Raw genomic sequence first — 17,853 nt, 5'->3', positions numbered from 1 at the left:
AGGGGGAAGAAAAGACAGGCGGCAACGCCATGGGAAAGATTGGCTGGTATGGACGTCGGCACACTGGTCGAGCAGGCACGGGCGGGCCGCCCCCGCGCCGTCGCACGGCTGATCTCGTTGGTGGAGAGCGCGTCGCCGGAGCTGCGCGAGGTCATGGCCGCGTTGGCGCCGCTGGCGGGGAACGCCTATGTGGTGGGTCTGACCGGTTCGCCGGGGGTCGGCAAGTCCACGACCACGTCTGCCCTGGTGAGCGCGTACCGACGGCTGGGGCGGAGGGTCGGCGTGCTGGCGGTCGACCCCTCGTCGCCGTTCTCCGGCGGCGCGCTGCTGGGTGACCGGGTGCGGATGCAGGACCATGCGACGGACCCGGACGTCTACATCCGCTCGATGGCCACCAGGGGCCACCTCGGCGGGTTGGCCTGGGCGGCGCCCCAGGCCATCCGGGTGCTGGACGCGGCAGGGTGCGACGTCGTCCTGGTCGAGACGGTGGGTGTGGGGCAGTCGGAGGTCGAGATCGCCGCCCAGGCCGACACCACGGTCGTGCTGCTGGCTCCCGGGATGGGGGACGGGATCCAGGCCGCGAAGGCCGGCATCCTGGAGATCGGCGACGTCTATGTGGTCAACAAGGCCGATCGTGACGGTGCGGACGCCACGGCTCGCGAGCTGCGGCACATGCTGGGCCTGGGCGAGAGCCGCAGTTGGCAGCCACCGATCGTGAAGACGGTGGCAGCCCGTTCCGAGGGCGTCGAGGAACTGGTCGACTCCCTGGAGAAGCACCGTGCCTGGATGGACGAGCACGGCGAACTGGCCGTACGCAGGCAGCGCCGCGCGGCCCAGGAGATCGAGACCATCGCCCTCACCGCCCTGCGCCACAGGTTCGACCACCTGCACGGCGATCAACGCCTACCGGCCTTGGCCCAAAAGGTCGCTGACGGTCAGTCGGACCCCTACGCGGCAGCGGACGAGCTGATCGCCGGCATCACCAACATCTGAAGACGCCGCCTGGGGCGGGGTGGTCGCGGCAGGCGCCGTCAAAGCGAAGAATGAGTCATCGCCGCTCAAAGGCGGAAGCACGCTTACGGACTCATTCTGGAGCAGGCCCCAGAGCGACTGCCCCGCCCCGGCCCGCCCCCGCTGCCATGCAACCACCCGCGCCGCAGGCAACCCGCGCCGACCACGAAGCTCAGCTTCGTCCGCGCAGGTTGCGCAGGTGTTCGGCGATCGGCGCGAGCGACTCGTACATCGAGGAGATCTGCTCGGGTTCGAGCCGATCGATGAAGTGCTCGCGCACACTGCGGACATGGTGCGGGGCGACCTGCCGCATGGTCTCCCACCCGTGCTCGGTGAGCACGGCGTAGAGCCCGCGCCGGTCGCCGGGGCACCCCTCGCGGGTGACCAGGCCGGCGGCCTCCATGCGGGTGATCTGGTGGGAGAGACGGCTCTTGGACTGGAGGGTGGCCACGGCCAGGTCCGTCATCCGCATCCGGCGCTCGGGGGCCTCGGAGAGCTCGACCAGGATGGTGTAGTCGTTGATGGCCAGGCCGAACGGCTGGAGCCCGCGCTCCATCTGGTAGCCGAGGAGCCGGCCGACCTCCAGGTGGGCACGCCAGAGCCGTTGCTCCTCGGCGGTGAGCCAGGGGGCTTCGTCCGGAGCCTGGGGCGGAGCCGTCTTCTCGCTGGTGTCCATGGGGGAGATGATACCTGTGATTGTTTAAAGTTGTACTACTTTTAGAATCCGAGCTGCTGTCCCAGCGCCCCGAGGTTCGGCCGCATCTGGCCGCCCTGCTGAGGCGGTGCCTGGCCGGGGATGCCGGGTTCGTCGGCCACCAGACCGGTGGCGAGTTCGGTCATCAGGACCTCGGTGGACTGCAGTAGAACCTGGCCCGCGCCCACGAACTCGAACTGGTGCTCCTCGCCGGAGGCTCCTCCGATGCCGGTGAGCCGGCGCACCCCGCCGAGGACTCCGCGCATGTAGGCGTGGTCGAAGTGGTGGCAGGGGGAGGGGCAGTCGGCCCAGCCGACCAGGGCCTGCGGGTCCACCCGAATGGGTGGCTCCACGAAGTGGACGGGGCCGTTGGACGCGGCGACGAACTTGCCCGAGCCGATCAGGGTGAGGAAGCCGGGGATGATCGACTGCTTCAGGGCCAGGGTGGGCGCGTAGGCGAGCAGGTTGCCGGAGCGGACGGTGAGGTTCCCGTTCTCCAGGTCGTACGAGTTCACGTCGTAGGACCGGTCGGCCAGGATCATGTGGCCCCGACCCTCGGCGACCACCCAGTCGGCGGCGTGGGTGGGCGAGTGGAAGCTGGTGGAGATGAGCGAGTCCAGCGCGCCGTAGCCGATGGGGTGGAAGGAGATGTTGCCGTAGTAGGCGACCATCTTGCCCTTCTGCAGGAACCAGCGGCCGTCGAGGGCGACGGAGAAGGCATAGGGGTTGACGTTGTCGTCGACGGGGAGGGTCGAGGGGTCCCAGATCACCGGGCCGGTCACAGCTTCTCCTCGCTGGCCTGGACGAAGACCGTTCCGTTGCCGGTCAGTTCGAGTTGGAAGGCCTCGCCGGAGCCGCGGCCGACGGCCTCGCGCCAGCCGATGGAGGTGCTGACCTTGCTCCGCACCTCGCCGCGGTGGGCGACATAGGCCTGCGGGTCGACGTGGACCGGTCGGCCCGGGGTGATCGGGATCTCGAACACCCCGCCGTGGGCCAGCACCGCGGCGGCGCCGTGGCCGGTGAGGGTGGTGGTGAACAGGCCCTGGCCGGTGGCCTGGCCGCGGATGATGCCGCGGAGTCCGCCCTGGGATCCCATGAACATGGTCGACTGCTGGAGCGAGCCCTCGAAGACCAGCAGGCGGTCGGCCTCGACGTAGAGGGTGTCGCCGGCGAGCGCGATCACGTGGGTGTGGTGGCCGCCGTGGCCGAACATCGCGCTGCCGCTGCCCTCGACGGTCATCAGCGGGGTGTCCTCGTGGGCGATCCGGCGCCCCAGCATGGAGCCGATGCCGCCCTGGCCGCCCATGATGTTGGGGGTGAAGGTCACCTCGCCGCGGTAGGCGAGCATCGCCCCGCGCTGGCTGAACAGCCGCTGGCCCGGCACGACGGAGGCTTCCACCATCTTGCTGTTGATCTGAGTGAGCATCAGGCGTCACCTGCGAAGGTGCGGCGTTCGGAGGGTTGGACGTAGACCAGTCCGTCGCCCTCGAACTCGATCTGGAAGCTCTCGCCGCCGGTCTCGCCGACCACCGCGCGCCACGTCACGTCGGTGCGGAAGCTCTGCTTGAGGTTGCCGGTGTGGGCGACGTACGCGCCCGGGTCGACCCGCAGCGGCAGACCCCGGGCGACCCGGAGGATGACGGCCGGGCCGTCGGAGGTGACGGCGGCCCAGCCCTGGCCCTCCACCTTGGTGGTGAACAGGCCGTGGCCCTCGGAGGCGCCGCGCAGCCCGGTGAACTCGGTGCCGGTGCGCAGCGTCGCCTCGGTGCAGAGCAGGTTGCTCGCCTCGACGTGCAGCCGCTCGCCGGAGAGCCGGACCAGGTTGATCTCGGTGGCGCGCTCGGCGAACCAGCAGGTGCCCTGGCCCTGGACCTCCATCACGGTCATCTTCTCGCCGGTGATCCGCCGGGTGACCAGGCCGCGCAGGCCCTCGCCGCCGCCGGACATCCGCTTGAAGGTCATCTGGCCGTCGTAGGCGACCATGGAGCCGTTACGGGCCTTCACGCTGTCCCCGGCGAGATCCACCGCGAGCACCCGCGAGCCCTGCATTCGAAACTGAGCCACGCGCACACCGTAATGGGGCCGGTACGGCGTTGTCAGGTGCGCGCGTGCTCGCCGGCCGAGGTCTCCACCTCCAGCAGCGAGGCGGTGTGCCGCTCCGCCTCGAACTTGGCGGCGCCGCCGCGGAGCCCGAACAGCCGCTTGGCCAGCAGGATGTAGACCACCGCGAGGACGTTGATCAGCAGTGTGGCGATCTTGATCCAGCTGACCTTGTCGGTCAGCTCGTAGATCTCCAGCGGCAGGAACGCCGCGGTGGCGACCACGGTGAGGTATTCGGCCCAGCGCTTGGCGGCCCACAGGCCGAAGCCCTCGACGATCTCGATCAGGGCGTACACCAGGAGCGCGGCGGCGGTGATCTCCAGCGTGGAGTGCTTGTAGCTGAAGGTCTTCTGGATGGTGCCCACGATGGGGGAGTTGTTGAGGTCGTAGTGGAAGTGCTGGGCGATCGGCTGGAACAGGGTGAGGTTGTCGTTGAAGAACTGCTGCACCGAGGTCTGGCTGTTGCTGAACTTCCACACGGCGATCGCCACCAGGACGATGAACACCCCGCGGATCAGCCGTTCCACGGCGAGGACCCGGAGGATGAACAGGTCGCGCAGCGCCTTGCCGCGGAGCACCAGCGGGGCGTCCTCGGCCTTGCCGCTGCCGTGCGGCTCGCCGAGGGTGAAGTCTCCGCAGCGCAGGCAGCGCCAGGCGTCGCCGAGGGCGGTGTCGGCGTGCAGGTGCTCGTGCAGGTGCGGCTCGGCGGGCGCGTAGGTGACGTGCCCGCGCCGTGAGCAGGTACGCCGGTTCCAGTCCCAGTTCATGAGTCCCCCGTTGAAGGCCGATGGCGAGAGCAGAATATCGGTCGGAGATACTGGGGGACGTCGTTCGCTTCCCGAAGGGTTCCCCTGTGAAGAACAGTGCCGTCCACCGCCTGCGTCTGGTGTCCATGCCGGAGGGGCTCTCGTTCGTCCTGCTGCTGGTCTGCACGGTGCTGAAGTACACGACCTCGTTCAACGCGGTGCCGGTGCTGGGGATGCTGCACGGCATCCTGTTCATCTTCTACGTGGTGTTCGCGCTGTGGGCCTGGTACGCCCAGCAGTGGAGCTTCAGGCACGCCGCGTGGGTGCTGCTGCTCTCGGTGCTGCCCGGCGGCGGCTTCTACGCCGAGCGGCTGCTGGGCCGGGAGGAGCGGGAGGGCCTGACCGCCCCCGCCGTCGCGGTCTGATCCTGACGGTACGGTAAGGGCGTGCCCAAGCCGCTGAGCCTCTCCTTCGACCCCATCGCCCGTGCCGACGAACTGTGGGCGCGGCGCTGGGGCGCCGTGCCGTCGATGGCGGCGATCACCTCGGTCATGCGGGCCCAGCAGATCCTGCTGGCGCAGGTGGACGCGGTGGTGAAGCCCTACGGGCTGACCTTCGCCCGGTACGAGGCACTGGTGCTGCTCACCTTCAGCCAGGCCGGCGAGCTGCCGCTGTCGAAGATCGGCGAGCGGCTGATGGTGCATCCGACCAGCGTCACCAACACGGTGGACCGGCTGGAGCGGTCCGGGCTGGTCGCCCGGCGGCCCAATCCGCTGGACGGCCGGGGGGTGCTGGCCGCCATCACCGAGCGGGGGCGGAGGGTCGTCGAGGACGCCACCCGCGACCTGGTGGCGATGGACTTCGGGCTCGGCAGCTACGACGAGGCCGGCTGTCGGGAGATGTTCGAGCTGCTGCGTCCGCTGCGGATAGCGGCGGGCGACTTCACCGAGCCGGCCGTGGAGCCCGGGGCGGTGTGAGAGATCCACTTTTGGCTGGCTACGCTCGTTCCGTGAACAAGTCGAATCGTCTGCTGACTGCCTACCGGGTGCTCGCGTATGTGACGGGCGTCGGGCTGATCGTGCTGACCCTTGCCTGCATCGCGGAGTACGTCTTCAACGTCGACGGGGCCGCCTCCGTGGTGGGTGTCGTGGGCTTCATCCACGGCTGGGCCTATGTGGTCTACGTGGTGCTCGCGTTCACCCTGGGCAACAAGCTGGGCTGGCCGATGGGCCGGATGGCGCTGATCATCCTCGCCGGGACCGTGCCCACCTGCTCCTTCATCGCCGAGCGCAAGGTGATGGCGGGCATCCGTGCGCAGGTCGACGAGGAAGCCGTGTCGCTCGTCGACGCCTGAGCCCGTCGACTCCCGAGTGTGAGGCGCGTCTCCCTGGGGCGCGCCTCTTTTGCGCGCTAGAATTACTAGGACATCCTACTAAATTGGCGCCTGACGATGGAGTCGCCCGGTGGACGCACGTGAGCGGTGGCAGCAGCGGTACGACTCGGCGAGGAAGCGTGACGCCGACTTCAGTACGTTGAGCGGTGACCCGGTCGAGCCGGTGTACGGCCCGGAGGACGGCGGGGCGCCGGACCGGATCGGGTGGCCGGGGGAGTTCCCGTTCACCCGCGGGCTGTACGCCACCGGGTACCGGGGGCGGGCCTGGACGATCCGTCAGTTCGCCGGGTTCGGCAATGCCGAGCAGACCAATGAGCGCTACCGGATGATCCTGGACGCCGGCGGGGGCGGGCTGTCGGTCGCCTTCGACATGCCCACACTGATGGGACGGGACTCGGACGACCCGCGCGCCCAGGGCGAGGTCGGGCACTGCGGGGTGGCCATCGACTCGGCGGCGGACATGGAGGTGCTCTTCGCCGGGCTGCCGCTGGGCGAGGTCACCACCTCGATGACGATCTCCGGGCCCGCCGTACCGGTGTTCTGCATGTACCTGGTCGCGGCCGAGCGGCAGGGCGTGGACCCCGGTGTGCTCAACGGGACGCTGCAGACCGACATCTTCAAGGAGTACATCGCCCAGAAGGAGTGGCTGTTCGGCCCCGAGCCGCATCTGCGGCTGATCGGCGACCTGATGGAGTACTGCGCCGAGCGGATCCCCGCGTACAAGCCGCTGTCGGTCTCCGGCTACCACATCCGGGAGGCCGGCTCCACGGCCGCGCAGGAGCTGGCGTTCACCCTGGCCGACGGCTTCGCCTATGTGGAGCTGGGGCTGTCGCGCGGGCTGGACGTGGACGTCTTCGCGCCGGGGCTGTCCTTCTTCTTCGACGCGCACCTGGACTTCTTCGAGGAGATCGCCAAGTTCCGCGCGGCCCGCCGGATCTGGGCCCGCTGGCTGCGGGACGTCTACGGGGCGAAGACGGACAAGGCGCAGTGGCTGCGGTTCCACACCCAGACGGCCGGGGTCTCGCTGACCGCGCAGCAGCCCTACAACAACGTGGTGCGCACGGCGGTGGAGGCGCTGTCGGCCGTGCTGGGCGGCACCAACTCGCTGCACACCAACGCCCTGGACGAGACCCTGGCGCTGCCCTCCGAGCAGGCCGCGGAGATCGCGCTGCGGACCCAGCAGGTGCTGATGGAGGAGACCGGCGTCGCCAATGTCGCCGACCCGCTGGGCGGCTCCTGGTACGTGGAGGCACTGACCGACCGGATCGAGGCGCAGGCCGAGGCGATCTTCCAGAAGATCCAGGACATGGGCGAACCCGGGCACCAGGGCGGACCGATGACGGCCGGCATCCTGCGCGGTATCGAGAACGGGTGGTTCACCGGGGAGATCGCCGAGGCGGCCTTCGTCTACCAGCAGGCCGTGGAGAAGGGCGAGAAGCGGGTGGTCGGCGTCAACTGCCACACCGGCAGCGTCACCCCGCCGCTGGAGATCCTCCGGGTCAGCCACGAGGTCGAGCGCGAGCAGGTCCGCGAACTGGCCGCGCGGCGGGCCGCGCGCGACGAGGCGGCGGTGCGGGCCGGGCTGGACGCGATGCTGGCTGCGGCACGGGACGGCAGCAACATGCTCCCGCCGATGCTGGACGCGGTCCGGGCGGAGGCCACCCTGGGTGAGATCTGCGACGTGCTGCGGGCGGAGTGGGGGACCTACACGGAGCCGGCCGGGTTCTGATCCGGCTTCGAGGTCAGCGGGGTCAGCAGCAGGGTGGTGAAGCGGCTGATCCACTCCGGTGAGGCGCACTCGCCGCTGACCAGCATGCGGTGCTCGACGGCGCCCGCGATGGTGTCGAAGATGATGTCGACGTCCTCGCGGGCCGCCTCGGGGCCGGCGTCCGGGGCCAGCTCGCCGCGGGCCTGCGCGGCGGCGCGGCCCTGATGGACCAGCCGCTTCTGCGGATCGATGATCGCCTCCCGGACCCGTCGCCGCAGCGCCGGGTCCCGGCTGGCCTCGGCGAACAGCGCCAGCAGGGCGGCCTGGCTCTCCGGCCGGGCCAGCAGCCCGGCGAACTGCCGCACCACGGCTTCTATGTCGGCCCGCAGGCTGCCGAGGTCGGCCATCCGGAGTTCGTCGAACAGCACCGCGACGGCGTCCACCACCAGCTCGTTCTTGGACGGCCAGCGCCGGTACAGCGTCGTCTTCGCCACCCCGGCCCGTACCGCGACGTCCCCCATGGTCACCCCGCCCCACCCCAGCTCCGCCAAGGCCTCCCTGGTGGCGGCCAGGATCGCGGCATCGGCGTCGGCGCTGCGGGGACGGCCCTTGCGCGGGGCGGCGGCTTCGGTCATGGGGGTTCCTTGCGACGGGGGGTCCACGGAGGTTATCCGAGTGGACTGCGGAGCTGGGAACACCCGTGCGCATCGGAGTGGCGCAGTTCACGCGGAAGTGCGTGCGCCCGGGGGTGGTGGGGATATACGCTACGACTCGTAGCGAAAGAAGTGACAACCACGCTGCCGCGCGGATGGGGATCCGCGCACACCTGATGCAGTGGGCGATTCACACCGGAGCGCTTGGACGGGGGAGGATAGGCCCATGCAGCCACGGAACATGTCCATGCGCGGCGCGGTCGACCTCGCCGCGGTGAAGGCGGCGGCGGAGGCCGCCGAGAAGGCGGAGCAGGCCCGCGCAGCCCGCGCCCGCCAGGCCCAGGAGGGCGGCGAGGTCCCCTCGGCCGGGCCCCTGGTCTTCGATGTGAGTGAGGCCGAGTTCGAGGCCGAGGTCGTCCCGCTGTCCGCCGAGGTGCCGGTGGTACTGAACTTCTGGGCCGAGGGGTACGCCCCGGCCGAGGAGCTCAACCCGGTCCTGGAGAAGCTGGCGGCCGAGTACGACGGCCGCTTCGTCCTGGCCAGGGTCGACATCAGGAACAGCCAGAACCTGGCCCGCCAGCTCCAGATCCGGGACCTGCCGACGGTGCTCGCGGTCGTCGCCGGTCAGCTCGTCCCGCTGTTCGAGGGTCCGGCCCAGGAGGCCGAGATCCGGCAGCTGCTGGACCAGCTGATCACCGTCGCCGAGCAGCGCTTCGGCATCGTCGGCGAGGTCGGCGCCCGTTCCGGCGGTGCCGCCGGCGAGCCCGCGGAGCAGCCCGAGCCGGCCGATCCGGCGATGTCCGCCGCGCACGAGGCGCTGGACCGGGGCGACCTGGGCGGAGCGATCCAGGCCTACCGCAATGTGCTGTCCGACCGTCCGGGCAGCTTCGAGGCCAAGCTGGGGCTGGCGCAGGCCGAACTGCTGCAGCGGGTGCAGGTCATGGACCCGCAGGCGGTGCGCAAGGCCGGGGCCGAGCAGCCCGACGACATCGCGGCCCAACTGGCGGCGGCGGACCTGGACCTGGTGGGCGGTCATGTGGACGACGCCTTCGGCCGGCTGGTCGACCTGGTGGGCCGGACCTTCGGCGAAGACCGCGACCGGGTGCGCCAGCACCTGCTGGGTCTGTTCGAGGTCATCGGGGCCGAGGACCAGCGGGTGGTGAAGGCGCGCGGGGCGCTGGCGCGCAAGCTGTTCTGAGGGCTCTGCGGTTCACTGCGCGGGTTTGTGGGAATCCTGGAGATTTGGCGACAAAGTCGGGACAAGAGCACGTGTTTACCAAATCTTGACATCCGGCGGCGGTAGTCACCGTGCGTGGCGATCGTCGCCGGATTGATGGGTGTATCGGCACTTTGCCCAGGTGCTGGACCTCCGGGATGTCACGCTCCGTAGTTCAGGTGCCGTTCATCTGCCCCTCTGGGTTCACGCACTCCTTACTCGTCAGTAATGAACTACTTGTGCAGCGGCCCCGTTTGGACCAACATCGGGCACGCCCGGTCCTTGTCCACCGCCTCGACGGCCAGTCGGGGGAGTGGACGCGGAATCCCCACCGGGCAGGGGCCGGCGATCCGGTCTCTTGAGGACAGGGGGGTCTCCAGCCCCGTCCGGTGGAGCCTGTCCTCACCCTGCCGCGTACCCAGCGCGGCATGTGGTTGTCACTCGGGGGTGATCGCCGATGCTGCCGATCAAGAGAATTCGTGCTCACGAGCTCAAGCCCGCAGCCGACGCGCTCCCCTTCCCGAGGACGTAGCTCTTCTCCCCATCCCAGGCCGGGGCCCAAGCGGGGCAGGCCGGAGATGTACGTCCGAGAAGGAGGACCTCGTTATGTCCCAGACTTTCGGCAGGACCCGCTGGAAGCGGTTCGCCGTTGTCATGGTTCCGACCATCGCTGCCACGGCTGCGGTCGGCGTCAGCATCGCCCAGGGTGCGCTCGCAGCGTCATTCAGCGTCTCCGGGCAGCAGTTCAAGGTGTCGGCCGGCAAGCTGGTCGGTCAGGGCTTCACCCAGTACGGCACCGTCCTTTCGCATGACACCAGCCAGGCCACCAACTCCAACACGGCTGTGCCGGTGGCGGTTTCGGGCTTCAGCTCGGCCACCATCAACCAGCTGTGCCAGTCGGTGGACTTCCCCACCCCGTTCGGGTCGTACACGCTCACCATCAACGCCGGTGGCTCGTACGACCCGGTGACGGGCAAGGCCACCGGTCCTGAGGTCGACGCGAAGTCGCTTTACATCGACATGACCGACCTCAAGGCCGACACCGCGACGTTCAACGGCATCAACATCGGTGTCGCGACCGGCGCGCTCGGCGGGGCCGGGACCCACAACGGCGACCCGACCAGCGCGGGCGCCTTCGCTCAGGAAGCCGACTCGGCGACGCTGACCGGCGTCCAGCAGACCGCGTGGGCGACCTCCGCCTCCACGTTCTCGCTGAACGGCCTGCACATGTCTCTCGCTTCGGGTTCCAAGGGCTGCTTCTGACCCACCGGGTGCGGCCGGTCCACCCCCCGGCCCCCCGGTAGGACTCAGAAAGGCTCCGCACCACACTGTCGGGGAGGGGCCCAGGTCCCTCCCCGCTGTGTTCCCGAACGTTCCGCACCACTCCAGCCGAATGCACTACTCCACCAGGGAGTCGCCACGTGACGAGCGCGACCGTACCGGCGCGGCCCGAGCCCGGGAACGCCTTCGCCAAGGGACGCCGGGCCTTCCGGAACTGGCGCCGCAGCCGCCCTTTCTGGGGCGGACTGCTCGTGGCCCTGGCCAGCCTGCCGATCATGTACTTCCCGTACAACGACCTGAGTGTCGGCGCCCTGCGCATCCATATGGCGACGACCGCGGGCGCGGGTGCGGCGGTCATCGGGCTGCTGCTGCTCGCCCTGGGCATCTCGGTGTGGTTCCAGCCGCTGATCCGGACCTTCGCGGGGATCGCTGCCATCGTGCTGGCGCTGGTGTCGCTGCCGGTGTCCAACTTCGGCGGCTTCGGCCTGGGCCTGTTCCCCGGGCTGATCGGCGGGGCGCTGGTGTGCTCCTGGGCGCCCAACAAGGAGCAGCCGGAGAAGCCCGCGGCCGATGCCGAGACCGGTGACGACACCGATGACGAGGAAGAGGTGAAGCTCAACCACCTGATGGCTGACCAGAACGGCCGTCACGCTGGTGAGCCCGCCCAGCCCGCCCAGGAGGAGACGACAAGTGAGTGACCCCGACTCCAACCGGTCGGACCGTCCCATCCCCTCGGAGCAGCCCGCCCCGCCCCGTTCCGGCGCGCGCCACGCGGCCCCCAGGATGAGCGTGCGCGACCGGATGCAGCTCCCGGTCGGACGGATGCTGGCGATGACCGCCGTGCCGACGGCGCTGCTGGTGGGTTCGATCGCGCCCAAGCTGGCGTTCGCCGCCGACGCGTCCAAGACCGCTTCGACCAGCACCGCGCAGGCGACTCCCAGCGCGGGAGCGACCGGCGCGGAGTGCACCCAGGCCTCCTCGGCGGCGACGCCGAGCGCAAGCAGCAGCGCGAGCAGCGCCGCGAAGAGCGCCGCCAAGACCGCGACGGCCTCGCCGAGCGCCGCCGCGTCGTCCGCGTCCGCCTCCGTGCAGAAGCGGTTGGGGGCGGCCACGAAGAGCGCCGCGACCACCGCGGCCACGGCCGCGCCCAGCGCCTCGTCCCCGGCCGGCGCCGCGGCGACCCCGTCGGCCTCGGCCACGACCAAGGCCGCGACCAAGTCCACGGACCCGATCACCGGCCTGCTGGACGGCCTCGGCGGCCTGCTGAGCGGCAAGAGCGCCAGTGCGGCCACGGCCAGTCCCTCCGCCAGCGCCTCCCCCACGACGGCCCCGCGTGCCGCCGCAGTCGCGACCGCTTCGACCCCGAGTGCCGCGGCCACCTCTGCCGCCGCCTCTCCCTCCGCTTCGGCGCCGGCGGCCGGCAGTTCGGCCGGTGCGACCGCGTCGCCCAGCAGCAGCGCCTCCTCCAGTGCGCCGGCGAGCCCCACCGCCAGTGCCTCGGCGAACCCGAGCTCTTCGGCGGCCGCGGCGGCCAACAAGCTCTGTGACGCCAGCAAGCTGGCCGCTCCGGTGGAGACCCTGCCGGCCGGGACCTTCCCGGTGGACCCGTGGACCCTGAAGACCAGTCGGCTGGAGCTGATCAACGCTCAGTTCTGGGGCGTGAAGACGGTCCACACGGCCGGCGGCGACGTCCGGGTGCTGAAGTTCACCGCTCAGGAGGTGAACATCGACAACCTGGACATGTCCGCACCGCAGGATGGCCGGAAGCTGCACGTCCAAGGCGGTTCGGGCACGACGTCCACGATGCGCGGGGGCACGGTCACGATGTACGTGACCAGCCTCTCCGGGACACTGTCCAAGGCCGAGGGCATCCCGCTGGCCTGGCTGGGCGTCAGCCTGACGCTGACCCCGGACACCCTGCCGGCCTGGCTGTACGACCTGATCGGCTCGGTGCCGATCCCGCTGACGCTGGAACTGACCAACGCCACGGCGATCCAGGCGGGCCAGACCGGCGGCAACCTGACCATCCCGGGCATGCACCTGTACTACACCCCGCTGAGCTGACCACCCCACCCCTGGTCGGCACACGACGAAGGGCCTGTCCGGACTGACCGGACAGGCCCTTCGTCGTCCCGCGGCGGCTTGCGGCTCCCGCGCAGCGTCAGCGCTTGCCGCCGTTGCCGCTCTCGCCCAGGTGGTGCACCCGGAGCATGTTGGTGGTGCCGACCACGCCGGGGGGCGAACCCGCGGTCACGATCAGGGTGTCGCCGTCGGTGTAGCGGCCCAGTCCGCGGACCGCCTCGTCGACCTGGTCGACCATCGCGTCGGTGTTGCCGACCTGCGGGGTCACAAAGGTCTCCACGCCCCAGCTCAGGGCCAGCTGGTTGCGGGTGCAGGCGTCGGGGGTGAAGGCCAGCACCGGGATCGGGGAACGGTAGCGGGACAGCCGGCGGGCGGTGTCACCGGACTTGGTGAAGGCCACCAGCGCCTCGGCGCCGAGGAAGTCGCCCAGCTCGCAGGCGGCGCGGGCGACGGCGCCGCCCTGGGTGCGCGGCTTGCGGCCCGGGTTCAGCGGCTGGAGGCCCTGCGACAGCAGTTCCTCCTCGGCCGCCTCGATGATCCGCGACATGGTCTGCACGGTCTCGATCGGGTACTTGCCCACGCTGGACTCGGCGGAGAGCATGACCGCGTCCGCGCCGTCCAGGATGGCGTTGGCGCAGTCGGAGGCCTCGGCGCGGGTGGGGCGCGAGGCGGTGATCATCGACTCCATCATCTGGGTGGCGACGATGACCGGCTTGGCGTTCCGGCGGCACAGGGTGATCAGGCGCTTCTGCACCAGCGGCACCCGCTCCAGCGGATACTCGACGGCGAGGTCGCCGCGGGCCACCATCACCGCGTCGAAGGCCAGGACGATCTCCTCCATGGCCTCCACCGCCTGCGGCTTCTCGACCTTGGCGATGACCGGGACGCGGATCCCGACCTCGTCCATGACCTCGTGGACGTCCTTGATGTCGGCGGCGTTGCGGACGAAGGAGAGGGCGACCATGTCGACGCCGAGGGCCAGCGCGAAGCGCAGGTCCTCCTTGTCCTTCTCGGACAGGGCGGGGACGTTGACGGCTGCTCCGGGCAGGTTGATGCCCTTGTTGTTGGAGAGGACGCCGCCTTCGACGACGCGGGTGACCACGCGGGGGCCGTCGACGCTGACGACCTCCAGGGCGACCACGCCGTCGTTGATCAGGACCGGGTCGCCGGGCTTCACATCGCCGGGCAGGCCCTTGTAGGTGGTACCGCAGATGTGCTGGTCGCCCGGGACGTCCTCGGTGGTGATGGTGAAGGTGTCACCGTTCTCCACCGTGACCGGGCCGTTGGCGAAGGTGGCCAGACGGATCTTCGGGCCTTGCAGGTCGGCGAGGACGCCGACGGCGCGTCCGGTCGACTCGGCGGCGGCGCGTACGTTCCTGTAGCGCCCCTCGTGGTCGGCGTGGACGCCGTGACTCATGTTCAGACGGGCGACGTTCATTCCAGCTTCGATCAGTGCTTTCAACTGTTCGAAGTTGTCCGTCGCGGGACCCAGGGTGCAGACGATCTTGGCTCGGCGCATATGGCTCATTCTATCGGGTCGCCTTTCGGGTACATATTCGGTCAAATAGCACAGTCGGTCGGGCGGCACGGCCCTGCGGCTCCATCCGGCCTACTCGGCCTTGCCGACCAGGCCGAATGCCTGCTGGGCGATCTCCAGCTCCTCGTCGGTGGGCACCACCGCGACCGCCACCCGCGAGTCCGCCCTGGAGACCACCCGGGGCTCGGCCGAGCGCACCGAGTTCAGCGCCGGGTCCAGGTCGATGCCCAGCGCCTCCAGGCCGGCCACGGCGGCCTCGCGGACATCGGCCGCGTTCTCGCCGACGCCGGCGGTGAAGGCGATCGCGTCCACCCGTCCCAGCACCGCGTAGTAGCCGCCGATGTACTTGCGCAGCCGGTGGATGTAGATGTCGAAGGCCAGCTTCGCCTCCGGGTCGCCTTCCGCCACCCGTCGGCCGACCTCGCGCATGTCGTTGTCGCCGCACAGGCCGAGCATGCCGCTGCGGCGGTTCAGCAGGGTGTCGATCTCGTCCACGGACAGCCCGCCGACCCGGTGCAGGTGCAGCAGTACGGCGGGGTCCAGATCGCCCGAGCGGGTGCCCATGACCAGGCCCTCCAACGGGGTGAGCCCCATCGAGGTGTCGACGCAGACGCCGCCGGCCACCGCGGAGGCGCTGGCGCCGTTGCCCAGGTGCAGCACGATCACATTCACCGCTTCGGGTGACTTTCCCAGGAGTCGGGCGACACGGCGTGACACGTACTGGTGGGATGTGCCGTGGAAGCCGTAGCGGCGCACCGCGTAGCGGTCCGCGGTCTCCGTGTCGATGGCGTAGCGGGCGGCGCTCTCCGGCATGGTGGTGTGGAAGGCGGTGTCGAAGACCGCGACCTGGGGCAGGTCGGGCCGCAGTTTGCGGGCGACCTCGATGCCGGTGATGTTGGCGGGGTTGTGCAGCGGCGCGAGCGGGACCAGTTCCCTGACCGCGTCCAGCACCTCGTCGGTGATGAGGGTGGGAGCGGTGAAGCGGCTGCCGCCGTGCACCACGCGGTGGCCGATGGCGGCGAGCCCGGGGGAGTCCACGCCGAGGCCCCGGTGGGCCAGCTCGTCGGCGATCCGGGCCAGGGCGGTGGCATGGTCGGGGCAGTCCCGCTCGCCGATTCGTTCGACCAGGCCGGAGGCGAGCCGGCTGGCGTCGGTCATCTCGATCAGCTGGTACTTGACCGAGGAGGAACCGGAGTTGAGGACGAGGACGCGGGAGGCCGCGGTCATGACTGCTGCTCCTTGGTCGCGGCGGCGGTCGCGGCTGCTGCCTGCTGGGCCTGGATCGCGGTGATGGCGACGGTGTTGACGATGTCCTGGACCAGCGCGCCCCGGGACAGGTCGTTCACCGGCTTGCGCAGCCCCTGGAGCACCGGGCCGACCGCGACCGCGCCGGCCGAGCGCTGCACGGCCTTGTAGGTGTTGTTGCCGGTGTTCAGGTCCGGGAAGATCAGCACGGTGGCCCGGCCGGCCACCGCGGAGCCGGGCAGCTTGGTCGCGGCGACCTTGGGCTCCACCGCGGCGTCGTACTGGATCGGGCCCTCGACCAGCAGGTCGGGGCGGAGCCTGCGGACGATCTCGGTGGCCTTGCGGACCTTGTCGACGTCCACGCCGCTGCCGGAGGTGCCGGTTGAGTAGGAGAGCAGGGCGATCCGCGGCTCGACGCCGAAGCGGGCGGCGGTCTCCGCGGACTGGATGGCGATGTCGGCGAGCTGCTCGGCGTCCGGGTCGGGGTTGACCGCGCAGTCGCCGTACACCAGCACCCGGTCGGCCAGGCACATGAAGAAGACCGAGGAGACGATCGCGGCCCCCGGCGAGGTCTTGATGATCTCGAAGGCCGGGCGGACGGTCGCAGCCGTGGAGTGGACGGCGCCGCTGACCATGCCGTCGGCGAGGCCCTCCTGGACCATCAGGGTGCCGAAGTAGCTGACGTCGGTGACCACGTCCTGGGCGGCCTCCACGGTCATGCCCTTGTGCCGGCGGATCTCGGCGTAGCGCTCGGCGAAGCGGTCCCGCAGCGGCGAGGTGGCCGGGTCGACCACCCCGGCCCGGGCGCCGTGGCCGGGTTCGTCGTCGGCGCGGTCGAGGCCCAGGTCGATGCCGAGTTCGGCGAGGCGCTTGCGGATCGCGTCCTCGCTGCCGAGCAGGGTGAGGTGGCAGACATTGCGGCGCAGCAGCACCTCGGCGGCGCGCAGCACCCGCTCCTCGGTGCCCTCGGGAAGCACCACCTCGCGAAGGCGGGAGCCCCTGGCCCGTTCCAGCAGCTCGTGCTCGAACATCATCGGGGTGACCCGCTCGGAGCGACTCAGCTCGATCCGGCTGGTCAGCTCGGTGGTGTCGACATGCAGCTCGAACAGGCCCAGCGCGGTCTCGGCCTTGCGCGGGCTGGCGGCGGTGAGCCGGCCCTCCAGCGTGGACAGGCCCGTCGCGGTGGAGAAGCTGCCTTCGGGGACCACCGCGACCGGGATGCCCGGAGCCAGCCGTGCGGCCAGCCGCATCACATCGGCGCCGGGGCTCGCGCCCATGGTCAGCAGCACCCCGGCGATCGGCGGGGAGCCCGCCGCATGGGCGGCCAGCGAGCCGATCAGCAGGTCGGCCCGGTCGCCCGGGGTGATCACCAGGCAGCCCTCGGAGAGCGCGCCGAGGAAGTTGGGCAGCATCGCCCCGCCGAACACGAACCGGCGGACGTCCCTGGCCAGCCCGGAGGCGTCGCCGAGCAGCACCTCCGCGCCGGTGGTGTCGACGACCTGGGCCACCGTCGGCGCGGAGAGCGCGGGCTCGTCCGGGATGACGTAGACCGGTTCGTCCGGACGGGCGGCCAGTCGGCGGTGGACCTCCTGCTTGTCCCGTCCCGCGACCCGGTTGGCGATCATGGCCAGAATGCTGCAGCCCAGGTCGGAGTAGGCGCGATGGGCGTTGCGCACCTCGGCGACCACGGTGTCGGCGCTCTCCCGGTGGCCGCCGACCACCGGCAGCACCCAGGCGCCGAACTCGTTGGCCAGCCGGGCGTTGACGGCCAGCTCGTCCGGGATGTTGGTGGCGGCGAAGTCGGTGCCGAGCACCAGCACCGCCTGGCACTGGCGCTCCAGCGCCCGGAACCGGTCCACCAGCATCCCGATCAGCTCGTCCGGCCCGCGCTCGGCCTGCAGCGCGGCGGCCTCGTCGTAGCTGAGCCCGTACATCTCCTCGGAGGCGAGGTCGATCCGGTAGCGGCCACGGAGCAGCTCCACCACGTGGTCGGTGCGCGAGTGCATCAGCGGACGGAACACCCCGACCCGGTCGACCTGACGGGTCAGCAGTTCCATGACCCCCAGCTCGACGACCTGCCGGCCGTCCCCCCTGCCGATCCCGGTCACATAGACACTGCGCGCCACGGGGGCACTCCGTTCGCTCTGCCTGGCCACTGCCACTTGTGGAAGGGCCCGGCGCGGACGA

At 70.5% G+C, this 17,853-nt stretch carries 18 protein-coding genes; 9 read left to right on the top strand and 9 right to left on the bottom strand.

Translation table 11 applies throughout. The features are described 5' to 3' along the window. Positions 1–48: 48 nt before the first annotated feature. Positions 49–993 (top strand): methylmalonyl Co-A mutase-associated GTPase MeaB, encoded by a 945-nt coding sequence (gene meaB, locus TR46_RS02355; protein ID WP_042392584.1) that lies wholly within the window; start codon positions 49–51, stop codon positions 991–993. A gap of 190 nt (positions 994–1,183) precedes the next feature. Here the strand turns inward: meaB and TR46_RS02350 are convergent, their stop codons facing one another. The 5 genes from TR46_RS02350 to TR46_RS02330 are packed head-to-tail and all read right to left on the bottom strand — an operon-like array spanning position 1,184 to position 4,572. Next, positions 1,184–1,687: a MarR family winged helix-turn-helix transcriptional regulator gene (locus TR46_RS02350; protein ID WP_042392581.1), complete on the bottom strand. Its 504-nt coding sequence runs from the start codon at positions 1,685–1,687 to the stop codon at positions 1,184–1,186. Positions 1,688–1,728: 41 nt separating this feature from the next. Beyond that, positions 1,729–2,487 (bottom strand): AIM24 family protein, encoded by a 759-nt coding sequence (locus tag TR46_RS02345; protein WP_042392579.1) that lies wholly within the window; start codon positions 2,485–2,487, stop codon positions 1,729–1,731. Beyond that, on the bottom strand, positions 2,484–3,131 hold the full coding sequence (locus TR46_RS02340; RefSeq protein ID WP_042392575.1) for an AIM24 family protein: 648 nt from the start codon (positions 3,129–3,131) through the stop codon (positions 2,484–2,486). The genes TR46_RS02345 and TR46_RS02340 overlap by 4 nt, the downstream gene beginning before the upstream one ends. Next, positions 3,131–3,769 (bottom strand): AIM24 family protein, encoded by a 639-nt coding sequence (locus tag TR46_RS02335; RefSeq protein WP_042392573.1) that lies wholly within the window; start codon positions 3,767–3,769, stop codon positions 3,131–3,133. Before TR46_RS02335 ends, TR46_RS02340 begins: the two co-directional genes overlap by 1 nt. Before the next feature lie 32 nt (positions 3,770–3,801). After that, positions 3,802–4,572 carry a DUF2127 domain-containing protein gene (locus tag TR46_RS02330; protein WP_042392571.1) on the bottom strand — a complete coding sequence of 257 codons (771 nt, stop codon included), beginning with the start codon at positions 4,570–4,572 and terminating at the stop codon, positions 3,802–3,804. 125 nt (positions 4,573–4,697) lie between these two features. Here TR46_RS02330 and TR46_RS02325 point away from each other — a divergent pair, with 125 nt between their 5' ends. The 4 genes from TR46_RS02325 to icmA all read left to right on the top strand — a co-directional run bounded on the left by TR46_RS02325 (position 4,698) and on the right by icmA (position 7,673). Next, positions 4,698–4,976: a DUF3817 domain-containing protein gene (locus TR46_RS02325; protein WP_042392779.1), complete on the top strand. Its 279-nt coding sequence runs from the start codon at positions 4,698–4,700 to the stop codon at positions 4,974–4,976. Between the two features lie 21 nt (positions 4,977–4,997). After that, entirely contained in the window at positions 4,998–5,528 is a 531-nt protein-coding gene (locus TR46_RS02320) for a MarR family winged helix-turn-helix transcriptional regulator (RefSeq protein WP_042392569.1), read from the top strand. A gap of 32 nt (positions 5,529–5,560) precedes the next feature. Further along, the gene (locus TR46_RS02315) at positions 5,561–5,905 is read left to right on the top strand and encodes a DUF3817 domain-containing protein (RefSeq protein WP_236655175.1); all 345 of its coding nucleotides are present in this window, start codon (positions 5,561–5,563) and stop codon (positions 5,903–5,905) included. A gap of 109 nt (positions 5,906–6,014) precedes the next feature. After that, complete coding sequence (gene icmA, locus TR46_RS02310; RefSeq protein ID WP_042392567.1) at positions 6,015–7,673, top strand: coenzyme B12-dependent isobutyryl-CoA mutase large subunit; 1,659 nt, start codon at positions 6,015–6,017, stop codon at positions 7,671–7,673. On the opposite strand, the gene TR46_RS02305 is transcribed toward icmA, so the two are convergent. Beyond that, a complete protein-coding gene (locus TR46_RS02305; RefSeq protein WP_042392565.1) occupies positions 7,649–8,287 on the bottom strand; it encodes a TetR/AcrR family transcriptional regulator in 639 nt (212 codons plus the stop codon). The genes icmA and TR46_RS02305 overlap by 25 nt on opposite strands. Positions 8,288–8,531: 244 nt before the next feature. On the opposite strand from TR46_RS02305, the gene TR46_RS02300 reads away from it, so the two are divergent. From TR46_RS02300 to TR46_RS02285, 4 genes are all read left to right on the top strand, one after another. Beyond that, positions 8,532–9,503: a tetratricopeptide repeat protein gene (locus TR46_RS02300; protein ID WP_084717767.1), complete on the top strand. Its 972-nt coding sequence runs from the start codon at positions 8,532–8,534 to the stop codon at positions 9,501–9,503. A 624-nt stretch (positions 9,504–10,127) separates the two neighbouring features. Next, positions 10,128–10,784 (top strand): DUF6230 family protein, encoded by a 657-nt coding sequence (locus TR46_RS02295; protein WP_042392555.1) that lies wholly within the window; start codon positions 10,128–10,130, stop codon positions 10,782–10,784. A 158-nt stretch (positions 10,785–10,942) separates the two neighbouring features. Continuing rightward, complete coding sequence (locus TR46_RS02290; protein WP_052432495.1) at positions 10,943–11,500, top strand: DUF6114 domain-containing protein; 558 nt, start codon at positions 10,943–10,945, stop codon at positions 11,498–11,500. Beyond that, positions 11,493–12,866: a hypothetical protein gene (locus tag TR46_RS02285; protein WP_042392553.1), complete on the top strand. Its 1,374-nt coding sequence runs from the start codon at positions 11,493–11,495 to the stop codon at positions 12,864–12,866. Before TR46_RS02290 ends, TR46_RS02285 begins: the two co-directional genes overlap by 8 nt. Positions 12,867–12,963: 97 nt before the next feature. Here the strand turns inward: TR46_RS02285 and pyk are convergent, their stop codons facing one another. From pyk to pta, 3 genes are all read right to left on the bottom strand, one after another. Then, positions 12,964–14,403, bottom strand: a complete 1,440-nt coding sequence (gene pyk / locus TR46_RS02280; RefSeq protein WP_042392551.1) for a pyruvate kinase — start codon at positions 14,401–14,403, stop codon at positions 12,964–12,966. A gap of 90 nt (positions 14,404–14,493) precedes the next feature. Then, positions 14,494–15,648 (bottom strand): acetate kinase, encoded by a 1,155-nt coding sequence (locus TR46_RS02275; RefSeq protein WP_042392549.1) that lies wholly within the window; start codon positions 15,646–15,648, stop codon positions 14,494–14,496. After that, positions 15,645–17,792 carry a phosphate acetyltransferase gene (pta, locus tag TR46_RS02270; protein ID WP_042392547.1) on the bottom strand — a complete coding sequence of 716 codons (2,148 nt, stop codon included), beginning with the start codon at positions 17,790–17,792 and terminating at the stop codon, positions 15,645–15,647. The genes TR46_RS02275 and pta overlap by 4 nt, the downstream gene beginning before the upstream one ends. Between the last annotated feature and the right edge of the window lie 61 nt (positions 17,793–17,853).

The sequence above is a fragment of the Streptacidiphilus carbonis genome (genome assembly GCF_000787775.1).
GTDB lineage: Bacteria > Actinomycetota > Actinomycetes > Streptomycetales > Streptomycetaceae > Streptacidiphilus > Streptacidiphilus carbonis.
Note: the sequence above shows the minus strand (reverse complement) of the source record. Positions and strands in the feature narration are given on the sequence as shown.